Below are 17,461 nucleotides of genomic sequence, written 5' to 3'. Positions count from 1 at the left end.
TATGGCCTTCTGTCTGTTTAAGAAAGCACCTACCTGCCTCTATAGATAGGTGATCGATACCTCTATGATTACCTTTCTGGTCGTAAATTTGGTGAGGGCGTAGATATGATTATGATTGCATTAATACAGCACGTTTCATGGTGTTTTCAGCGATATTGGTCACGCAGGAAACTGGCTTCTTTATCTCATGAGTTACGTAAAGATATGGGCATTATGCAAGATGACTTTGAAATGGAAGTGCGTAAAGGCAATGGGGTTCATTTGATCAAAGAATTGTGCCAGTTTGCGAGTTCAAACTCGAGTTCAACTCGCACAAGGCCGTTTAACGACAAATAACGTGACGTTAAGTCGAATTAACCTCGGACTTCCACAATTCCTCTATTGAAAATGTGGTTGAGAATGAATACCATTTGAAATCATGTTTTTACTCACTTGGAGAGTATTGTGGAAGATTCAATTCAGCAGAAAATAGTTGATTTCTTACAGGTCGGTGGCCCCGTTGTTTGGATTTTGATGGTGTTTTCTGTCGTTGCGCTGACGATCGTGTTGCTTAAACTTTGGCAGTTTTCTGCTTTGCGTGCTGAGAGTTTAAAAACCACCAATTTGGCGCTTGCCGAATGGCGTAACAAGAGTGTTGAAGGAGCGTTGGAAATATTGGAGCGAAAGCGTCCGATTGATAGTTTAGTGGCCTATTCAATGGAAGCCTTGGTGAATGGTTCTATGACGGCGGATTTGATTCGTGAAGAAGTGGAGCGTCGTGCCATGAATTTGCTGAGTGAATTACGTTCTTTTTTACGACCTCTGGAAATTATTGCAACACTGAGTCCATTGTTAGGTTTGCTGGGTACCGTATTGGGTATGATCACGGCGTTCCAGCAAATGGAAGGGGCGGGTAATCAAGTTGATCCTTCGGTGTTATCTGGTGGTATTTGGCAAGCACTATTGACCACTGCGGTTGGTTTGGCTGTCGCGATTCCGGTTGTAACCTTGCAAAGTTGGTTAGAGCGAAAAGTAGAACGTATCGCGCACAATATGAATGATGCAGTGACTCAGGTTTTCACTAGCCCAAAGGCAAAGGAGTTGGTGGAAGAAGCTGAGAAAGAGATCCTTCATGCCGCTTAAGCTGACTCAGCCAAAACGCAAGAATGCCATCAGCTTAACACCCTTAATTGATGTGGTGTTTATCCTGCTGCTGTTTTTCATGTTGACGTCCAGTTTTGTGCCTTGGCGCATTGTTGACACACCATTGTCTGTGGCGTCCGATGCGCCCAAGCCTGAGACTGAAAGTGACAACCTGATTTTGACTCTTAAGCTTAACGACAACCAAGTTTGGTTAGCGGATCAATCGATCAGTTTATCCGATCAAGCAGCTTTTCAGTCTTTAGTGGAAGAAAACAATGAGGGTGTTTTCATTATTAAGGCGGAAGACGGTGTGACCTTGCAATCCTTAATGAAACTGGCTGACCGCCTGAAAGAAAACGGTGCCAATACCGTTTCTATTGCCAATGCTTTTGCTATGCCGGAGAGCTCCTCAGAATGAAAATAGGAGAAAAGTACGCCGCTCGAAATGCCTCAAGTGACGATAATATGGTGCCCTTGATCAATGTGGTATTCCTTATGTTGGTCTTCTTTATGGTGGCAGGTCAAATTCAAAAAGCCGATCCGATTGCCGTTATTCCGCCAGAATCCATAAATGATAACCGTGCTGAAACGGATCCCAGTGTGGCGATCTTTGTCGGTTTAAACAATGAGCTTTATGTGGAAGATAACGTGTTTCAGATAGCGGATGTGAAAGGCTATCTGGAGCGTGAGTTTGAACAAGCAGAAGATAAAAACGCTTTTTGGGTACAAATTAAAGCCGATGGCAGCATTCCGCTAGAAAAACTGCGACCTGTGTTTGATCAAGTTCGACAAGCCGGATTAACAAAAGTGAGTTTGGCGACTCAGCTAGAGCGAGGCACTGAATGATCTCTGTACGTCATTGGTTTGTCGCTGGTGGTTTGGCCATCTCAGTTCATGCAGGGGCATTTTACTTTGCGTTTTACAGTGATGACTCTGAAGGAAGTCAAACAGCGGGTGTTCAAGGCATAGAGTTTGATTTAGGGATGATGGGTGACTTAGGGGTGGCGGCGCAAACGACCCTTGCTCAAGAAGAAGTTGAGGAAGTTGAAGAACCGATTGAAGAACCTGAACCTGAAGTGGAACCAGAGCGAGAAGTGGAACCAGAGCGAGAAGTGGAACCAGAGCCAGAAGTCGAGCCAGAACCAGAAGTCGAGCCAGAACCAGAAGTCGAGCCTGAGCCAATCGTTGAACCAGAACCAATCATTGAACCAGAACCAATCATTGAACCAGAGCCAATTGTTGAACCTGAACCCGTTGAGGTAAAGCAAGATTCGCCAATAGAGGTCGAAAAGGTTGAACCAGAGCCAGAGCCAGAGCCAGAGCCAGAGCCAGAGCCAAAACCTGAGCCAAAACCTGAGCCAAAACCTGAGCCAAAACCTGAGCCAAAACCTGAGCCAAAACCCGTTAAGAAAGTGGTGAAAGCGACGCCTAAAAAAGTTGCCCCACCTTCTATGGCGAATATGAAGGCGACAACTGGCAGCAGCAATGCCTCGACGACCGGCGGTAACCCGGGTGCAAAAGCGACGTATTTCTCTAAGCTGAAAGCGGTCTTGGCAAAGAATAAACGTTACCCAAGACAATCACGCCGTCGTAACGAAGAAGGGGTAGTATCTTTGTCCTTTATTGCTTATGCCGATGGTTCTGTGTCAGATGTACAGATTACCAAGAGTTCCGGTTACAAGCGTTTGGACGCAGCTGTAATGAAGATGATTCGAAATGCGACGCCTTTGCCAAAGTTCCCTAAAGACATGGCTGAAACGGAATTGAAAATCAACATTCCAGTGTCCTTTAAATTGAGTGATTTAAGATAAATTATAATCGGCTCATCAAATGCCGCGTCTGATAAGAGTCGCGGCATTTTTAATGGCTTAATTTAGCGTGACGATGGATTGGATGATGGTAATAATAACCAGACTTTACCAAAGTGCTTCAGTTGGCCTGCTAGTCGATGAGCTTCTTCTCCGATGCCCTGATACCAGTCGATATGACCTGAGCCTTTAATGGCACCGCCTTTGTCTTGCGCTAACAGCAGGCGAAATTCGTGACCAATGAGTTCACCTGCTTGATCCAACTTTGGTACTTGCGCTAATAAAATCGAGCCCAAAGGAATGACGTTAGGATCGACCGCTGCTGAGTATAATGGTGTCAGTGGTACGTTGGCTGCACCAACGGGTTTTTCCAGACCTTCGCTAAAAAATAAATAGCTAGGGTTAGTGGAGAGGATTTCACGCATTCTGTGAGGGTGTTCATCTAGCCACTGACGAATGCTTTGTGCCGAAATATTGGCTCTGTCTATTTCCCCTCGTTCGATCAATTCTTTGCCAATGCTGCGATAAGGGTGACCATTCACCCCACCCCAAGATAACAGCTTCTGTTCGCCATCCTCGTATTCGATCACTCCTGACCCTTGTACATGCAAAAAGAAGTTGTCGACTAGATCGGCCGTGTAAGCGATTTCCAAATCTTGACCTGCAAGGGCACTTTCAAAATCAATTTCTTCTCGGGATGGATAACGACCTTCGGCGTTGGTCTGTGTCGGCTTACGATACAAGGGGTAGCGGTATTCTTCATCCGGTAAATGACGAACAGGCATCACCGGAACGTAATAACCCGTGATCTGCACATTGCCTCGTTGATCTTGCCCCGCCAGTTGATGAGCAACCAGATGAGGAGTGTATTTAGGGTTGTCTAGCCATAAAGAGATTTCATAGGCCACATGTTTGAGATCCGCCAAATCCACTTCTGTGTTGTCCAGTTGGAACTGTCGTTCTGATAAGCGATTCAAGTAGGTTTGTTGCTGAGTCAGTCCTTCACGAAAACTGTCATCAGGGTAAGGTAAACTAGGTGGCAGACTTTCTTTTAAATACAATTGATCTCGCTTCAATGCCGTGACGTCACGACCATTATTTTCAAAGTCGTTGGAATGATCGATTTCGTTAAAGCTACAAGCGGCAATCAAGGAGAAACTAGCGAAACAGAAAGGACGTAAAAGTAGACGAGATCCATGTAAAAAACGCAATATTGGCATAATATTCAACTTATTATTCGATATTAGATGTAGGTCATTCAAAAAATAGCGCGAATGACAGCGACACGTCATCTTGAATATTTATGGCAGCGAAAGCAATGTTTTGGCGGGCTTTTTACACTTTAGACGTGTGCCTGCAGCATCAATTGCTCATACGCTTCGCGAAGGCTAATGAATATTGCTTGGTCTCCCCCTCGGTCTGGGTGATGTTGTTGCGCTAATTTGCGGTATTGTTGTTTGATGCTGTTCTTGCTTGGATTATCTTCTTCCAGTTCTAGGACTTTTAAGGCAGAACGTCGATCCCCCGTATGACAGATGCCTTTATAAAAGCTGTCGAGTAAGCGGACTACATCTGCTTCGTCAGTTTTTTCGTATTCATTCCAATCTAGATAATAAGCAGCAAGCTTGGCATCTGGGCTATTATTGATACTGGTATTGTTGGAAGTCGATATGTGTTGCGTACTGAAAAGACGAATCTGCGTAGCTTCTATACTTAGCATGAGGTTGTCTTCCTGCCAGAGTTGGCTTTGCAACTGATACAAAGCGTTCATGATCAAGAAATGCTGACGAAACAGTTGAAGGTTTGTATCATCGGCCAACTGGCTGAATTTAGGAAACTGGCTCTGCAAAGATTTGAGGATATCAAACTCTTTTAAGCTATGAGGTTGTGCTTTTAGCATGGTAAGAATTGGCGTGATAAGCGGATTGTTCATGATCGTCTCGCGTTGTGCCTTTTATTGACAGTGTATGTGATGCAAAGCAATAGTGCCAAATACTCTACTACAGGGTGACGGTTTACAGAGAAAAAGGCAAAAGTATGTTGTGGGTTTTATTGGTTATTTTGGCTTTGGTATTGATCCTTGGCCCCAACCTTTGGGTTAAGTACACCTTGAAACGTTATGCGCAAGAACGTGGCGATATCCCGGGGACTGGTGGGGAATTGGCCGAGCATTTGGTGACGCGGTTTGAGTTGCCGCGAGTAGCGGTTGAAACCACGCAAGAAGGACGCGATCATTTTGACTTTAAACAACACGCGGTTCGTCTTAGTCCAAGCGTATTCAATGGACGTTCTTTGACCGCCGTGGCCGTGGCGGCTCATGAGGTAGGCCATGCGATCGCCCATGAGAAGAAACAACCTATCTCTCATCTTAGTTCTCGATATCTTCCACTGGCGCATGGTTTGAATCGAATTGCCGGTGCGTTGCTACTGGGTTGGCCGGTGATATCGGTTTTGTTGCATTTACCTTATGCCGTACCTTTGCATGCTGCCGTGGTGGGGTTATCTGGTTTATTGGCCGTATTTGTCCATCTGGCCATGCTGCCAGAAGAGTGGGACGCCAGTTTCAAGAAAGCCTTACCCATCTTGGCGGAAGGGAATTATGTTCACGCTGAAGACTTACCCAAAATCAAACGCATTCTCACTGCTTGTGCCATGACTTACGTGGCTGCAGCTTTAATGCGCATACTCTTTGTATGGCGTTGGTTTAGACGTTAATGTTTCGTTTACAGCAAGACAGGCGTAAATCCAATATACGGAATGTGTTAGACGGTCAACTTTGGCACCTATATGTATCACTAATTTGATATTTTCTCCGCTTTGTCACAAAAAACTCATGAATTCATCATCTTTTCGTTTTATGATCAAAAAACTGACTATTTGGTAAGTATTGATTTTTTTAATCTTGATGGAGTATTAACATGGCGTTTGACCTATCTAAGAAGGCCGCTTTTTTGGCTTCTTCTCTGGCCTTTGCTTCCTTAGCGCAGGCTTCTACCATTGACTTGCGAGTAATGGAAACCACGGATATTCATATGAATTTAGTGGATTACGATTACTATGGCGACAAGCAAAGTGATGCGGTAGGTTTATCCCGTGTGGCTACTCTCATTAAAGCGGCGCGCGCTGAAGTAACTAACTCTGTACTGGTCGACAATGGTGATTTGTTGCAAGGTACGCCATTGGGTGATTACGTCGCTAAAGGTCGTGTGCTACGTTTTGGTGAAACTCACCCCGCGTTTAAAGCCATGAACCTGCTGGATTATGATGTGGGTAACATAGGTAACCATGAGTTCAACTACGGCTTAGATTTCTTGATGAAAAGCTTGAGTGGCGCCAACTTCCCATACATTAGTTCAAACGTATACGTAGATGATGGTGACAATGATGCCAGCAATGATCAACCTTACTTCCAGCCTTATTTGATCAAAGCAAAAACCTTCGTTGATTCGGATGGCAAATCACAAACAGTCAATATCGGCTACATAGGGTTTGTGCCGCCACAGATCATGACGTGGGATAAAGACAATCTCACCAATAAAGTCATCGCCAAAGATATTGTCGAAACGGCGAAAAAATACGTTCCAGAAATGAAAGCCAATGGCGCGGATGTCATCATCGCTATTCCACACAGTGGCATGATGAACTCACCTTATATGAAGGGTGAAGAACATGCGTCTTATCATCTAGCTAAAGTGGATGGCATCGATGCGATTTTATTTGGTCATTCGCACCGCGTGTTCCCAGGAGATAAAACCATTGGTCAATTCGACGGCGTAGACAATGAAAAAGGCACTGTTTACGGTAAACCTGCGACTATGCCTGGCTTCTGGGGATCGCACCTAGGTGTGGTGGATTTAACCTTGGAACCTGCGGGTGATGGTTGGAAAGTGGCCGATGGTAAAGCGCAAGTACGTGCTATTTCTCGTCGTGAAGGTCGTAAGACGATCCCATTGGTGGAAGCCGATGTTGCCATCAATGACGCGGTAGAAACGGAGCACGAAGGAACACTAGCTTACATGCGTCGTAAAGTGGGTGAGTCCACATCGGATATCAACAGCTTCTTTGCCTTGGTGCAGGACGATCCCTCAATTCAAATCGTAAACAACGCGCAAGTTTGGTACGTTGAAAACATTGTGCGTGGAACCTCGTATGAAGGTTTGCCTATTTTGTCTGCCGCCGCGCCTTTCAAAGCGGGTGGTCGCGGTGGTCCAGAATATTACACAGACGTACCAAAAGGTGACATTGCGTTGAAAAACGTCAGTGACTTGTACATCTATCCAAACGATTTGAAAGTGGTGAAGTTGACCGGAGCACAGGTGGTGGAATGGCTTGAGCGTGCGGCGGGTCAGTTTAATCAAATCGACCCAAAGTCTAATACCGCGCAAGACTTAGTAAACCAGTCTTTCCCAACTTATAACTTTGATGTCATCGACGGTATTTCATACCGCATTGATGTGACTCAACCGGCTCGCTATGACTCAGAAGGTAAGGTGGCGAATCCAAATTCGCACCGTATCCTAGATGTGACGTTCCAAGGTAAAGCAATGGATATGACGGCCGACTTTCTTGTGGCGACCAACAACTACCGTGCTGGCGGTGGTGGTAGTTTCCCTAACTTGTCTGGTGACACCATTGTCATTGATGCACCTGATAAAAACCGAGATGTCGTCGCGAACTACTTGTTAAGTCAGAAAACCATTAACCCAGCAGCAGATGGTAACTGGTCTTTCGCAGACTTTGGTCAGGCAAAAGTTCTGTTCACCACAGCGTCTAAAGCCAAAGAAGCAGCAGGCAGCAACATGGTTTACCAATCTATGAATAACGATGGTTTTGCAGTATTTGAACTGAAATAAGCCTTTTCTTTCTGTTTGGAAGACAAGGTTGAATCATAAAAAAAACCTAAAGTAATCATTGCTTTAGGCTTTTTAATGAACTCTCGCTCAAATCGGAAGGGGCGATTAACGCTGTTTGGTTTCGTATTCAGGATGAATCCAAACCGGTGCATCTAGGCTAGGCAGTGGCGCTTTACCAAGGATGATCTCCGCGGCTTTTTCCGCCACCATAATGGTTGGTGCGTTCAAATTGCCATTGGTGATGGTGGGGAATATGGACGAATCCACCACGCGTAAACTCTCCACGCCTCGTACGCGACACGCTTCATCCAGGACCGCCATTGGGTCATTGTCTGCGCCCATTTTACAGGTACAAGATGGGTGGTAAGCACTTTCAACGTTCTCTTTTACCCACTGATCAATTTCTTCATCGCTTTGTACGTTCAAACCTGGCTGAATCTCTTCGCCACGAAATTCGTCCATTGCCGATTGTTGAAGAATCTCACGGCTTAGGCGAATGGTGTCACGCCAGTCTTGTTTGTCCTGCTCAGTTGAAATGTAGTTGAATAAAATACGTGGTTTGGCCGCAGGGTCTGCTGACTCAATCCATAATTTACCGCGACTTTCTGGCTTATTCGGCCCAACATGCACTTGGTAGCCGTGACCGTCAAAGGCAGAGCGACCATCGTAGCGCATTGCTGCTGGTAAGAAGTGGTATTGAATGTTCGGCCATTTCAAGCCAGCACGAGAGCGAATGAAGCCACAAGATTCAAAGTGGTTGGTCGCCCCTAAGCCGTCTTTGAATAAGATCCAGCGAGTACCGATCAAGCCTTTGCTGATCAAATCCAATTTGCCGTTTAGAGTAACAGGCTGATTACAGCGATATTGGAAGTAGACTTCCAAGTGATCTTGCAAGTTTTCCCCAACGCCTGGTAGTTCTTGAACCACAGGAACACCAGCTTTTTCAAGCACGTCTTTTGGACCCACGCCAGACAATTGCAACAATTGCGGGGAACCCACAGAACCAGCGGATAGGATGACTTCGTTGTTGGCTTTGACTTGACTGACCGAGCCATTCTTACTGAATTCGATGCCAACAGCACGTTTGCCTTCAAACAAGACCTTATGACTAAGCACACCGGTTTTCAGTGTTAGATTTGGGCGTTTTAGAGCTCGACGCAAGTACACATTAGAGGTGGAAGCGCGAACACCGTTTTTCACCGTCATGTGCATTGGGCCAAAGCCTTCCTGACGGAAGCCATTGTAATCGTCAGTTTTGCCATATCCGGCTTCATTACCAGCTTCAATAAAGGCTTGGTAAAGCGGGTTGTAACTCATGTCGTTGCCATTGTTGGTAGCCAATGGACCTTCACCACCGCGGTATAGGTCGGCACCGCCTTTCCAGGATTCCGCTTTTTTGAAGTAAGGCAGGCAAGACTGGTAGTTCCAACCTTTGGCGCCATTTTCTTCCCACTCATCAAAATCACAGGCATGGCCGCGAACGTATACCATGCCATTGATGGAAGAGGAGCCGCCTAACACTTTTCCGCGCGGACAGTGCATTTCACGACCGTCTAGGCCGGGCTCTTTTTCCGTATGAAATTGCCAAGCGTACTTTTCTGTGTTCATTGGATACGACAAAGCGGTCGGCATTTGGATAAAGATGCTTTTATCTGAGCCACCCATTTCCAGCAGCAAGACCTTGTGTTCACCGCTTTCTGTTAAACGGTCTGCCAGTACACAGCCTGCGGAACCTGCACCGACAATAACGTAATCGTAAGTTTCGTTTACCATTCTTTCTCTCGCTTACTCAGTCTTGCTTAATAAGGGTTTTGAATGTCGTTAAGGTCGACAAAGATGCTCTTGTTTTGCGTGTAGTGGTAAAGCGTGTCGATGCCGTTTTCGCGACCAATACCGGACTCTTTGTAACCACCGACCGGCATTTCTGCAGGGGATGCGCCCCACGCGTTAATCCAACAAATACCCGCTTGCATTTGATTGATCACGCGATGAGCTCGAGCGAAGTCTTTAGTAAAGACGCCTGCTGCTAAGCCCATTTTAGTGTCATTAGCACGAGCAATGGCTTCGTCTTCGTCTTTAAAACTCAAGACGGACATGACAGGGCCGAAGATCTCATCTTTTACTTGTGGCATGTCGTCGGTGCAGTCGGTGAACACGGTTGGTGCCACAAACGCGCCTTTGTCTAAACCGTTTTCCGTTACTTGGTAACCGCCACATAGCAAGGTCGCGCCAGCGTCTTTTGCCGCTTGGATGTAACCCAAAACCTTCTGCATGTGATTTTTCGAGATCAAAGCGCCAACTTGCGTTGCCATGTCCATTGGGTCGCCGATAATCATGGCTTCAGTGCGTTCTTTAAGTTCTTTGGTAAAGGCTTCAAGAATGTCTTCATGGACAAACACACGTGTGCCGTTAGTACAAACCTCACCTTGAGTATAGAAGTTCGCCAACATAGCGGCCGATACCGCTTGATCGATTGGCATGTCTGGGAAGATGATCATAGGGGACTTACCGCCCAGCTCCATGGTCACTTCTTTCAGTGTTTGAGCGGATGCCGTCATCACTTTTTTACCTGTGCCGACTTCACCGGTGAAGGAAACTTTATCGATTTCAGGATGGCTCGTAATCATTTGACCAGTACGACCATCACCTTGTACGACATTGAAAACACCGTCTGGTAATCCCGCTTCGGTAAAGATCTCTGCCAGTTTTAACGCCGTTAATGGCGTTTCTTCAGACGGTTTGAAGATCATAGCGTTGCCAGCTGCTAGTGCTGGGCCTGATTTCCACATGGCGATCTGAATAGGGTAGTTCCATGCGCCAATACCCGCACAAATACCCAGTGGCTCACGGCGAGTGTAGAAGAAATTTCCATTGCCCAAATCTTGGTATTCGCCTTGAATTTTATCGGTTAGGCCCGCGTAATATTCGATGACATCCGCACCGGTTTCGATGTCGACGCAGATGGCTTCTTGCAGTGGTTTACCGGTATCTAATACTTCCAGTTTAGCTAACTCTTCATTACGTTCACGCAGAAGCTCGGCGGCTTTCTTAAGAATACGGCCACGTTCTACTGGGCTCATTGCTGCCCAGACTTTTTGACCTTGTTTGGCAGATTCAACCGCAGCATCGAGCTCAGCTTGCCCTGCATGTTCAACCGTTGCGATGATTTCCCCAGTGGCTGGGTTGATGGTTTCGAAATGTTCACCGCTGGTGGATGCATGGTAGCGGCCATGAATGTATTGCTGCTTGTGTGCCATGTTGTTTGCCTCTCTTGATTGGGTTCAATGCCTTGTACTCGTGGTATCAAGGTATTAATTTTTTATTAAATGCGCGTTTAATAAAAAACATTGTAACATTTTTGCTCACTAATATCAGCCCGCTGACTGAGAGCGACGTAAAGAGTTCGTTGTGCGTCGTTTCAAATACGCTGTAACAGTGTAGTGGTTTTTTATGACAAGGTCGGGAAAGGTTGGTTTATTAAGGGCAAGAAAATACGGCCCCTCAATTCCGCTGGAATCTTGAGGCACCGTCATAGGTTGGCAGGTGAAATAAGCAATGCTAGAGGTTTAATACACCGTTGTTGTCATGGCTAACAGGGCTCGGAACATAAGCGTCTGCCATATCGTCGTTGAGCCAATGAACATTGTCTGCCACGTAACGGAATTGGTAAGTGTGATCCACTTCCAAATTTAATGTTGATGCGAACAAACCGGTTTTTTGCTTTTTCAGCGGATTGGCCTCTGCGTCCCAGTTATTAAAATCACCCACAACCGATACTTTACTGGCATCACCGATGGCGTCTGCAGGCAAGGAAAATTTAACTTTGCATTTTGGCTTCGTTTTTAGGTAGGTTTTCTCAATCATTTCCAGCTCCATATGATTTAACAAGAGAGACAATAACAAGGCTACTGCAAAAGCCTGAGAGGGTAGTATTATATAAAGCAAGGCTTGCGCCAGCTTTGGTAACTCATTAACGCTATTGGGAAAGCCTGTGAGGTTAGAACTCAACAGAAGGCGTTTTAAGCTCGCTTTTCGGCAAATCGTTGCAAAAATGCCCTGTTGTAGGGCTTCACTCACCTTTACTATTATAGGACGTAAATTCACATTTACGCGGGAATATCTGAACTACACTCAAGTAGCACTCACAAAAAATAGAAGAGGTGTTTTATGGATATTCAAATGGTTGTCCTCATCGTATTAAGTCTATTGCTGGTGGCCAAAATCATCTATCTCGTGGCGACGAGAAAAACAGATGAAGAGCAAGATCACTCTACTCATCATCATCGCCATCACCACGATCACCATCAATAGTAACGTGTCACATTAAAATGTGTCTTGTTAGCCTCGGTAGCGTTTATTTTTCGCTTCTTTGACTGTGTTTAAATCGACCAAAACCAAACCGTCCACACAGTAACCAAAGTCGGCATCCACACCAAAGTCTAAGAAGCGAACGCCACCAGGTTCACACAACTCACTGTACTGCTTGAATAAGGTTGGCACGCTGGCACCAAAGTGACCGAGTTGCTCCTTCAATACTTTAAAATCTTCCTCGTAGTTATCGCCAGCAAACATATTTCGAATAATGTCTTTGTGTTCTGGGTTCACCTGATAAGGGGTGAACGAACGTGCCAAATGCTCTTTATCAGCAAAATACAGTTGGTAAAACGACACAATAAAATCTTTGGCGGCTTGCGGATAACTATTGCTTAAGCTGACAGGGCCAAACATATAGCGAATCTCTGGATGACGCTTTAAATAGGCACCGATGCCGTACCATAAATAATCCAGACTGCGTTTGCCCCAGTATTTTGGCTGTACAAAGCTACGACCCAGTTCGATGCCTTGTTCAAAATACGGTTCCATATCACAGGAGTAGCGGAATAATTCGGCACTGTAAATACGATTAGGTGACTCTTCTTTCATGTAGCGAGCCACTTCGCCAATGCGATACGCTCCTACGATTTCCAATTCTTCTTCATCCCAAAGAATCAGGTGGCGATAATATTGGTCAAACTTGTCTAAGTCGGAGCGTTCTCCCGTGCCTTCGCCTACTTTACGAAACGCGACTTCCCGTAAACGGCCAATTTCTTTCATGGTGACCGACGCGGCATCGTAGTTGAATAAGTAAATTTGCTTATTATCTTTGGTGCTGCCAAGGTGCTCAGACTGTTTTAGTTCGTGTTTAATTAACTGACGATTTTGCGGATGATCCACTGTTTTTTCGGTTTTTAATAATGGCTTCTTACCTTTGGCAATGCGGTACAGATGACGTTTGACCAGCTTGTTTTTTTCTTTATCACTCAATGGTAATTGCGCCAATTCTTGGATTGGAATGGCTTGACCCACTTGCATTGGAATCTTGCGGTTTCGCTGGCGAAACATTTCGTTGGCAAGTTGAATGGTAGATAACGGTCGATACACTAACGAGCTGGTGTAAAACAGCATGGAGTTACGGCCACCAATGTGCACTGGCAGTAATGGACTGTTGGTTTTTTGCGCCAATTTAAGATAGTTCTGATTCCATTTCTGGTCTTTTACGCCACTAGGTGACATGCGAGAGACTTCGCCAGCCGGAAAAATGATAATGGCTTCTTCGTTGTGGAGGCAGTTCATAATGGCTTTGAGTTGCTGACGGCCGGTTTTGCCACCTAGATTGTCGACTGGCAAGACTAAGTCTTTTAAGCCGTCGAAGCCCATTAACATATCATTGGCGACGATTTTAACATCGGGTCGAATTTCACCGACTAAACGCAGTAATGCCAAACCGTCTAGAGCACCAAGAGGGTGATTGGCAATGATCATAACGCGACCTACCGCAGGAATATTACGACGATCCATCTGGCTGACTTGATAGCCAAAGTTGAAATGATCCAAAACACGATCTATGAATTCAAAACCAGCACAACTGTCGTTTTGCTCAAGAAACTCGTTCACTTCATTCTCATGAAACAAGCGTTTTAACAGGCTTAGCGTTGGGCGAGTGATGAGTGGACTTTTGTCGAAAAACTGAGGTGATTTACTGGCAATCATTTGCTCGACTTGTATCACAATGGCGCTCCGTTCTGAATAAACTTTTGATGATTTATTGTTCAGATTAGAGTGTCTGTGTGACAACGAAGTGACGTTAATGTGGCGAAAACATGACCAATTTGTAACAGAAAAAAGTCATGCTTTTTTCTGTCGTGAGTTTTATGACAGTATTTTTGATATTAACAGGAAGGATTATTGAGACGAATTGTTTTCGTCGGTGTCGTCTTCAAAGCGATAAAAAAAATTCCACACACAGTAGACGGTCAGTAAAACGGCGAAGCTGGCCCACATGGGTTCATCATAGAGCCATTCGATGCTGGCCCAGACAGCACAAGTCAATGTCGCGACGACACGACGCCAAAATGGCTTGAAAAATTGACGATCTGTTTCACTTAGCATAATCAATCCAACCAAATAGAAATGGGCAGGCTCACACAAATGTCGTTGAATAGTACATGACTGATCAAGAGGCAATGTTGTTGTGCACGCAATGTGCGTGAGCCTGAGGGTGTTACTGTGCTTTTGTTTTGCTGTTGCCCAGTGAAATATGGCGCGATCCGGTTAGTTGAGATTGGCCACTCACACCAGAATCGATCTTGTTAATTTGACCACCTTTCGCGAGAAACTCTTGCATTTGTTTTTCGATGGATTCCGAGGTTTCCGTTGCGGCTGGCTGTTTCTTTTTTGTTGCCATGACTGGTAGTCCTTGTTGTTTAATTGAGCAACCACTATATCAGAGTTTCACATTTTTTTCTTGTTGTGGATGAAAAACATCCGCACCGGAATGGCCGGTGATAAAAAACCACAAACAGAGGCGATCCTTCGCGCTCTGTTTGAGAAATGTTTTGGGCGTGGAACGAGGGCTATAAGCTGGTATGAGGGTGGTAGCGGCGTAAAATTGGGTTTAAGAGGCGTGTAAACCAGCCAGTAAACTCAATCGGCGCGTCCAGCACCGTCAAACAGATGCACTCAGCGTCTTTGGTGACAATTGGCTTGTGCTTGTGTCGGGCGTCACGACTAATGAAATCACCTTGTCGGTAAATGCCTGTTTCGTCGGAGAACGCGCCTTCCAATACTAGGGTAATCTCGTCACCAGTATGAGTATGAGTCGGCATGTGAGCGCCAGCTTTCACTCGCGTCAAAGCAATCTGAGCGCCGCCTTCTTCATTGTGAAGTGTGGCGATTTTAAACGAAGGTGATAAATGTATCCAAGTCAGATCATCATAGCTCTTAGTAACAAACTGACGCAGACTTTTGGGAATCTGGTAGCCGTTATCTTCGATCGATTCAACGATTTTTGCCGTTTGATTGGCGTCAGCTGACGTATTTTTCTGTTCTAATTTGGCAAAAAATTGATCTTTTAAATGTCTTAACTCTTGAGGTGGCATGTGGTTTTGTTCAAACAGCTGAGCCCCCAACATTTCTAATTTTTTCACTTGTTGCTGACACTCAGGGCAGTGCTCTAAGTGGGTGGAAACACACAAAGAATGTGACAGAGGCAAAGCGCCTGCCGCATAGTCCGTTAATGTTTCTATTGATGGATGGTAGTGGGTCATCAAATACTACCTCTTTACGTAAATGGTCAGTTTCTGGAGTGCCAAGCGGACTCTAGATTTTATGGTTCCAAGCGGTAGGGATAACTCTTCCGCTGCTTCTTTATGAGTTTTACCTTCTAAATACACTTTGGACAAAACTTGTCGTTGGTCAACAGGCAGTTTTTTAAGGCTCTGTTGGATCATTTGTTGATCTCGCTTTTGCTGCGCATCCTGAAACGGATCTGAGTTTTCATCAACAATGTTTTGCCATAGGTATTCTGGGTCAATATCAGACTGATAGCGGCTGTTCTTACGTAGGTAATCTATCCGAGCATTTCGCGCAAGGGTAAATACCCAGGTATTGAGTGAAGCCGCTTCCGGTTTATAAGTGTGCGCTTTATTCCAAATACGGATCATCACTTCTTGGGCGATGTCATCGGCCATCAAATTCGCGCCTGGCTGAGCGGCCAAACAAAAACTGCGAATCTTTGGCGCATAATGATCAAACAAACGTGCTAAAGCGACTTGATCCCGTTGCTCAGCAATGGCAAACATGTCTTGCACTCTTTGTTTGTCTGGTTCTATTTTGGTTGCGCTTTCCATTTATTACTCCGCTTCAGGAGAAAGGCCGACGAGGCCTGATCTGAATATTGTTCAATACGTGTATCACGTAATATAAATCTTACGTCGTGATATCTTTTTCGGATCACTGTTTATTTTAAAAATGTCTAAAATAAAAAAGTGATCTAATTTGCGATTTACGACGTTTAAAACTTTGATGGACAAAATCGTGTCCTTAACGGTAACAACAAAGACAAGTGATGTGTATGACGGACTCTCAATCGCCACCTAATCTTCAATTAATCGATCGATTTAAAGATTTTTATCGTGATGTGAAGCATCCCAAGTTAGGAAGTATAGATCAGGTTTATGCTGACGATGTGCTTTTTAAAGATCCAGTGCATGAGCTCAGAGGCGCTGAAGCACTGCATACTTACTTGTCTGAAATGAGTGTCAATGTACAAAGTGGGCGCTTTGAGTATCTCGATCAGATCGTTTCTAACGACATGGCTTATATTAAATGGAACATGCATTTTAAACACCCTCGTTTGGGTAAAGACACCATCACAGTTCGAGGCATGAGTCAGGTGCAGTTTCATGATCGCATCTACTTTCACGAAGATGTGTATGATCTAGGCCAACTTATTTATGAGCATGTTCCATTATTAGGTAGCGTGGTAAAAGGCCTAAAAAAGCGCCTAGCCGTATAGGATGAAGGAGACAGCAGTGGAACCGCTTAATGATGAAAGTCAAAAGGTTGTGTGGATTACGGGAGCCAGCTCTGGCATCGGTCTTGCTCTTGTGAAGCGCTACTTAAAGTCGGGTTGGCAAGTCATCGCCAGTGCGCGCACGCAAGGTGAATTAGCTGATTTGATTGAACATGAAAGTCATCTTTCTTTCGTCGCGTTTGATATTGTCGACAAAGCACAGATTGCACCTGTTCGGGATGCGCTTAGTCAACTAGCGCCACATCTGGACTGTGCGATACTCAATGCAGGAACGTGTGAATACCTTGATATAGATGGTGATACGACCGACTGGCAAATGATGGAACGGGTTATGTCGGTGAATTACTTTGGGTTGGTGAACAGTGTTGATGTTTGCTTGCCATTACTAAAACGCGCTTCGCAACCACACTTGGTCGGCGTCAGTTCTCAAGCGGTACAAGCGGCGTTCCCTCGAGCTGAAGCCTATGGCGCAAGTAAGGCTGCTATTCGTTATTTTCTATCCTCACTGCGTATGGATTTAAAAGCCGATGGTATTGATGTTAGCTGTATCTTACCGGGGTTCGTGGATACACCTCTAACACGGAAAAATACCTTTGATATGCCTTTTCTCATGTCGTCCGACGAGGCGGCCAAGCGAACCTACCAAGCGTTACAGCATCGCCCCTATGAATTTGCCTTTCCTAAGCGTTTGACGGCCTTACTTTGGCTAGGTCGTCACTTGCCAAAATGGTGGTTAGGAAAGCTTGCCCCAAACAAACATGACAATTTGTAACGACAAAAAACACAGTTGCAGAATATCTTTATTAAGACATCCCAGTTTAAGG

21 protein-coding genes are annotated in these 17,461 nt (G+C 45.2%); 10 read left to right on the top strand and 11 right to left on the bottom strand.

Annotated features, from left to right (window positions below; genetic code table 11):
- Positions 1-105: 105 nt before the first annotated feature.
- The 4 genes from ACHUFM_RS14430 (at position 106) to ACHUFM_RS14415 (ending at position 1,968) form a co-directional block, all read left to right on the top strand.
- Positions 106-336 (top strand): hypothetical protein, encoded by a 231-nt coding sequence (locus tag ACHUFM_RS14430; protein WP_394183020.1) that lies wholly within the window; start codon positions 106-108, stop codon positions 334-336.
- Positions 337-444: 108 nt separating this feature from the next.
- Positions 445-1,122: a MotA/TolQ/ExbB proton channel family protein gene (locus tag ACHUFM_RS14425; protein WP_394183018.1), complete on the top strand. Its 678-nt coding sequence runs from the start codon at positions 445-447 to the stop codon at positions 1,120-1,122.
- A complete protein-coding gene (locus ACHUFM_RS14420; RefSeq protein WP_394183017.1) occupies positions 1,112-1,540 on the top strand; it encodes an ExbD/TolR family protein in 429 nt (142 codons plus the stop codon). The genes ACHUFM_RS14425 and ACHUFM_RS14420 overlap by 11 nt, the downstream gene beginning before the upstream one ends.
- Positions 1,537-1,968, top strand: a complete 432-nt coding sequence (locus ACHUFM_RS14415) for an ExbD/TolR family protein (protein ID WP_394183015.1) — start codon at positions 1,537-1,539, stop codon at positions 1,966-1,968. The genes ACHUFM_RS14420 and ACHUFM_RS14415 overlap by 4 nt, the downstream gene beginning before the upstream one ends.
- A 178-nt stretch (positions 1,969-2,146) precedes the next feature.
- On the opposite strand, the gene ACHUFM_RS14410 is transcribed toward ACHUFM_RS14415, so the two are convergent.
- Complete coding sequence (locus tag ACHUFM_RS14410) at positions 2,147-2,344, bottom strand: hypothetical protein (RefSeq protein ID WP_394183127.1); 198 nt, start codon at positions 2,342-2,344, stop codon at positions 2,147-2,149.
- 229 nt (positions 2,345-2,573) lie between these two features.
- Between ACHUFM_RS14410 and ACHUFM_RS14405 the strand changes: the two genes are divergently transcribed.
- The gene (locus ACHUFM_RS14405; protein WP_394183013.1) at positions 2,574-2,933 is read left to right on the top strand and encodes an energy transducer TonB; all 360 of its coding nucleotides are present in this window, start codon (positions 2,574-2,576) and stop codon (positions 2,931-2,933) included.
- Between the two features lie 62 nt (positions 2,934-2,995).
- Here the strand turns inward: ACHUFM_RS14405 and mltA are convergent, their stop codons facing one another.
- Both mltA and ACHUFM_RS14395 read right to left on the bottom strand, forming a co-directional pair.
- On the bottom strand, positions 2,996-4,150 hold the full coding sequence (gene mltA / locus ACHUFM_RS14400) for a murein transglycosylase A (RefSeq protein WP_394183011.1): 1,155 nt from the start codon (positions 4,148-4,150) through the stop codon (positions 2,996-2,998).
- A 122-nt stretch (positions 4,151-4,272) separates the two neighbouring features.
- Positions 4,273-4,863, bottom strand: coding sequence for a DNA-J related domain-containing protein (locus ACHUFM_RS14395; RefSeq protein WP_394183009.1), 591 nt, complete (start codon positions 4,861-4,863; stop codon positions 4,273-4,275).
- A gap of 104 nt (positions 4,864-4,967) precedes the next feature.
- Between ACHUFM_RS14395 and ACHUFM_RS14390 the strand changes: the two genes are divergently transcribed.
- Positions 4,968-5,645 (top strand): zinc metallopeptidase, encoded by a 678-nt coding sequence (locus tag ACHUFM_RS14390; protein ID WP_063333668.1) that lies wholly within the window; start codon positions 4,968-4,970, stop codon positions 5,643-5,645.
- Between the two features lie 203 nt (positions 5,646-5,848).
- Entirely contained in the window at positions 5,849-7,783 is a 1,935-nt protein-coding gene (locus tag ACHUFM_RS14385) for a bifunctional 2',3'-cyclic-nucleotide 2'-phosphodiesterase/3'-nucleotidase (RefSeq protein ID WP_394183007.1), read from the top strand.
- Between the two features lie 105 nt (positions 7,784-7,888).
- On the opposite strand, the gene betA is transcribed toward ACHUFM_RS14385, so the two are convergent.
- The 3 genes from betA to ACHUFM_RS14370 form a co-directional block, all read right to left on the bottom strand.
- Positions 7,889-9,556: a choline dehydrogenase gene (gene betA, locus ACHUFM_RS14380; RefSeq protein ID WP_394183005.1), complete on the bottom strand. Its 1,668-nt coding sequence runs from the start codon at positions 9,554-9,556 to the stop codon at positions 7,889-7,891.
- 26 nt (positions 9,557-9,582) lie between these two features.
- On the bottom strand, positions 9,583-11,040 hold the full coding sequence (betB, locus tag ACHUFM_RS14375; protein ID WP_394183003.1) for a betaine-aldehyde dehydrogenase: 1,458 nt from the start codon (positions 11,038-11,040) through the stop codon (positions 9,583-9,585).
- A gap of 301 nt (positions 11,041-11,341) precedes the next feature.
- Positions 11,342-11,647 carry an isoamylase early set domain-containing protein gene (locus ACHUFM_RS14370; protein ID WP_394183001.1) on the bottom strand — a complete coding sequence of 102 codons (306 nt, stop codon included), beginning with the start codon at positions 11,645-11,647 and terminating at the stop codon, positions 11,342-11,344.
- Positions 11,648-11,950: 303 nt separating this feature from the next.
- Between ACHUFM_RS14370 and ACHUFM_RS14365 the strand changes: the two genes are divergently transcribed.
- Complete coding sequence (locus ACHUFM_RS14365; RefSeq protein ID WP_394182999.1) at positions 11,951-12,094, top strand: hypothetical protein; 144 nt, start codon at positions 11,951-11,953, stop codon at positions 12,092-12,094.
- Positions 12,095-12,121: 27 nt separating this feature from the next.
- Here the strand turns inward: ACHUFM_RS14365 and olsF are convergent, their stop codons facing one another.
- From olsF to ACHUFM_RS14340, 5 genes are all read right to left on the bottom strand, one after another.
- Positions 12,122-13,831, bottom strand: coding sequence for a bifunctional ornithine lipid synthase OlsF (gene olsF, locus ACHUFM_RS14360; protein ID WP_394182998.1), 1,710 nt, complete (start codon positions 13,829-13,831; stop codon positions 12,122-12,124).
- A 174-nt stretch (positions 13,832-14,005) separates the two neighbouring features.
- Positions 14,006-14,212 carry a hypothetical protein gene (locus ACHUFM_RS14355; RefSeq protein ID WP_394182997.1) on the bottom strand — a complete coding sequence of 69 codons (207 nt, stop codon included), beginning with the start codon at positions 14,210-14,212 and terminating at the stop codon, positions 14,006-14,008.
- 112 nt (positions 14,213-14,324) lie between these two features.
- A complete protein-coding gene (locus ACHUFM_RS14350) occupies positions 14,325-14,507 on the bottom strand; it encodes a hypothetical protein (RefSeq protein ID WP_063333675.1) in 183 nt (60 codons plus the stop codon).
- 169 nt (positions 14,508-14,676) lie between these two features.
- Positions 14,677-15,369, bottom strand: a complete 693-nt coding sequence (locus ACHUFM_RS14345; RefSeq protein WP_394182996.1) for a ChrR family anti-sigma-E factor — start codon at positions 15,367-15,369, stop codon at positions 14,677-14,679.
- A gap of 6 nt (positions 15,370-15,375) precedes the next feature.
- A complete protein-coding gene (locus tag ACHUFM_RS14340; RefSeq protein ID WP_394182995.1) occupies positions 15,376-15,951 on the bottom strand; it encodes a sigma-70 family RNA polymerase sigma factor in 576 nt (191 codons plus the stop codon).
- A 224-nt stretch (positions 15,952-16,175) separates the two neighbouring features.
- Between ACHUFM_RS14340 and ACHUFM_RS14335 the strand changes: the two genes are divergently transcribed.
- Both ACHUFM_RS14335 and ACHUFM_RS14330 read left to right on the top strand, forming a co-directional pair.
- Entirely contained in the window at positions 16,176-16,619 is a 444-nt protein-coding gene (locus ACHUFM_RS14335) for a nuclear transport factor 2 family protein (RefSeq protein WP_394182994.1), read from the top strand.
- A gap of 16 nt (positions 16,620-16,635) precedes the next feature.
- Entirely contained in the window at positions 16,636-17,409 is a 774-nt protein-coding gene (locus ACHUFM_RS14330; RefSeq protein ID WP_394182992.1) for an SDR family NAD(P)-dependent oxidoreductase, read from the top strand.
- The last annotated feature ends 52 nt before the right edge of the window (positions 17,410-17,461 follow it).

The organism is Marinomonas posidonica (assembly GCF_043643765.1).
Lineage (GTDB): Bacteria > Pseudomonadota > Gammaproteobacteria > Pseudomonadales > Marinomonadaceae > Marinomonas > Marinomonas posidonica_A.
Note: the sequence above shows the minus strand (reverse complement) of the source record. Positions and strands in the feature narration are given on the sequence as shown.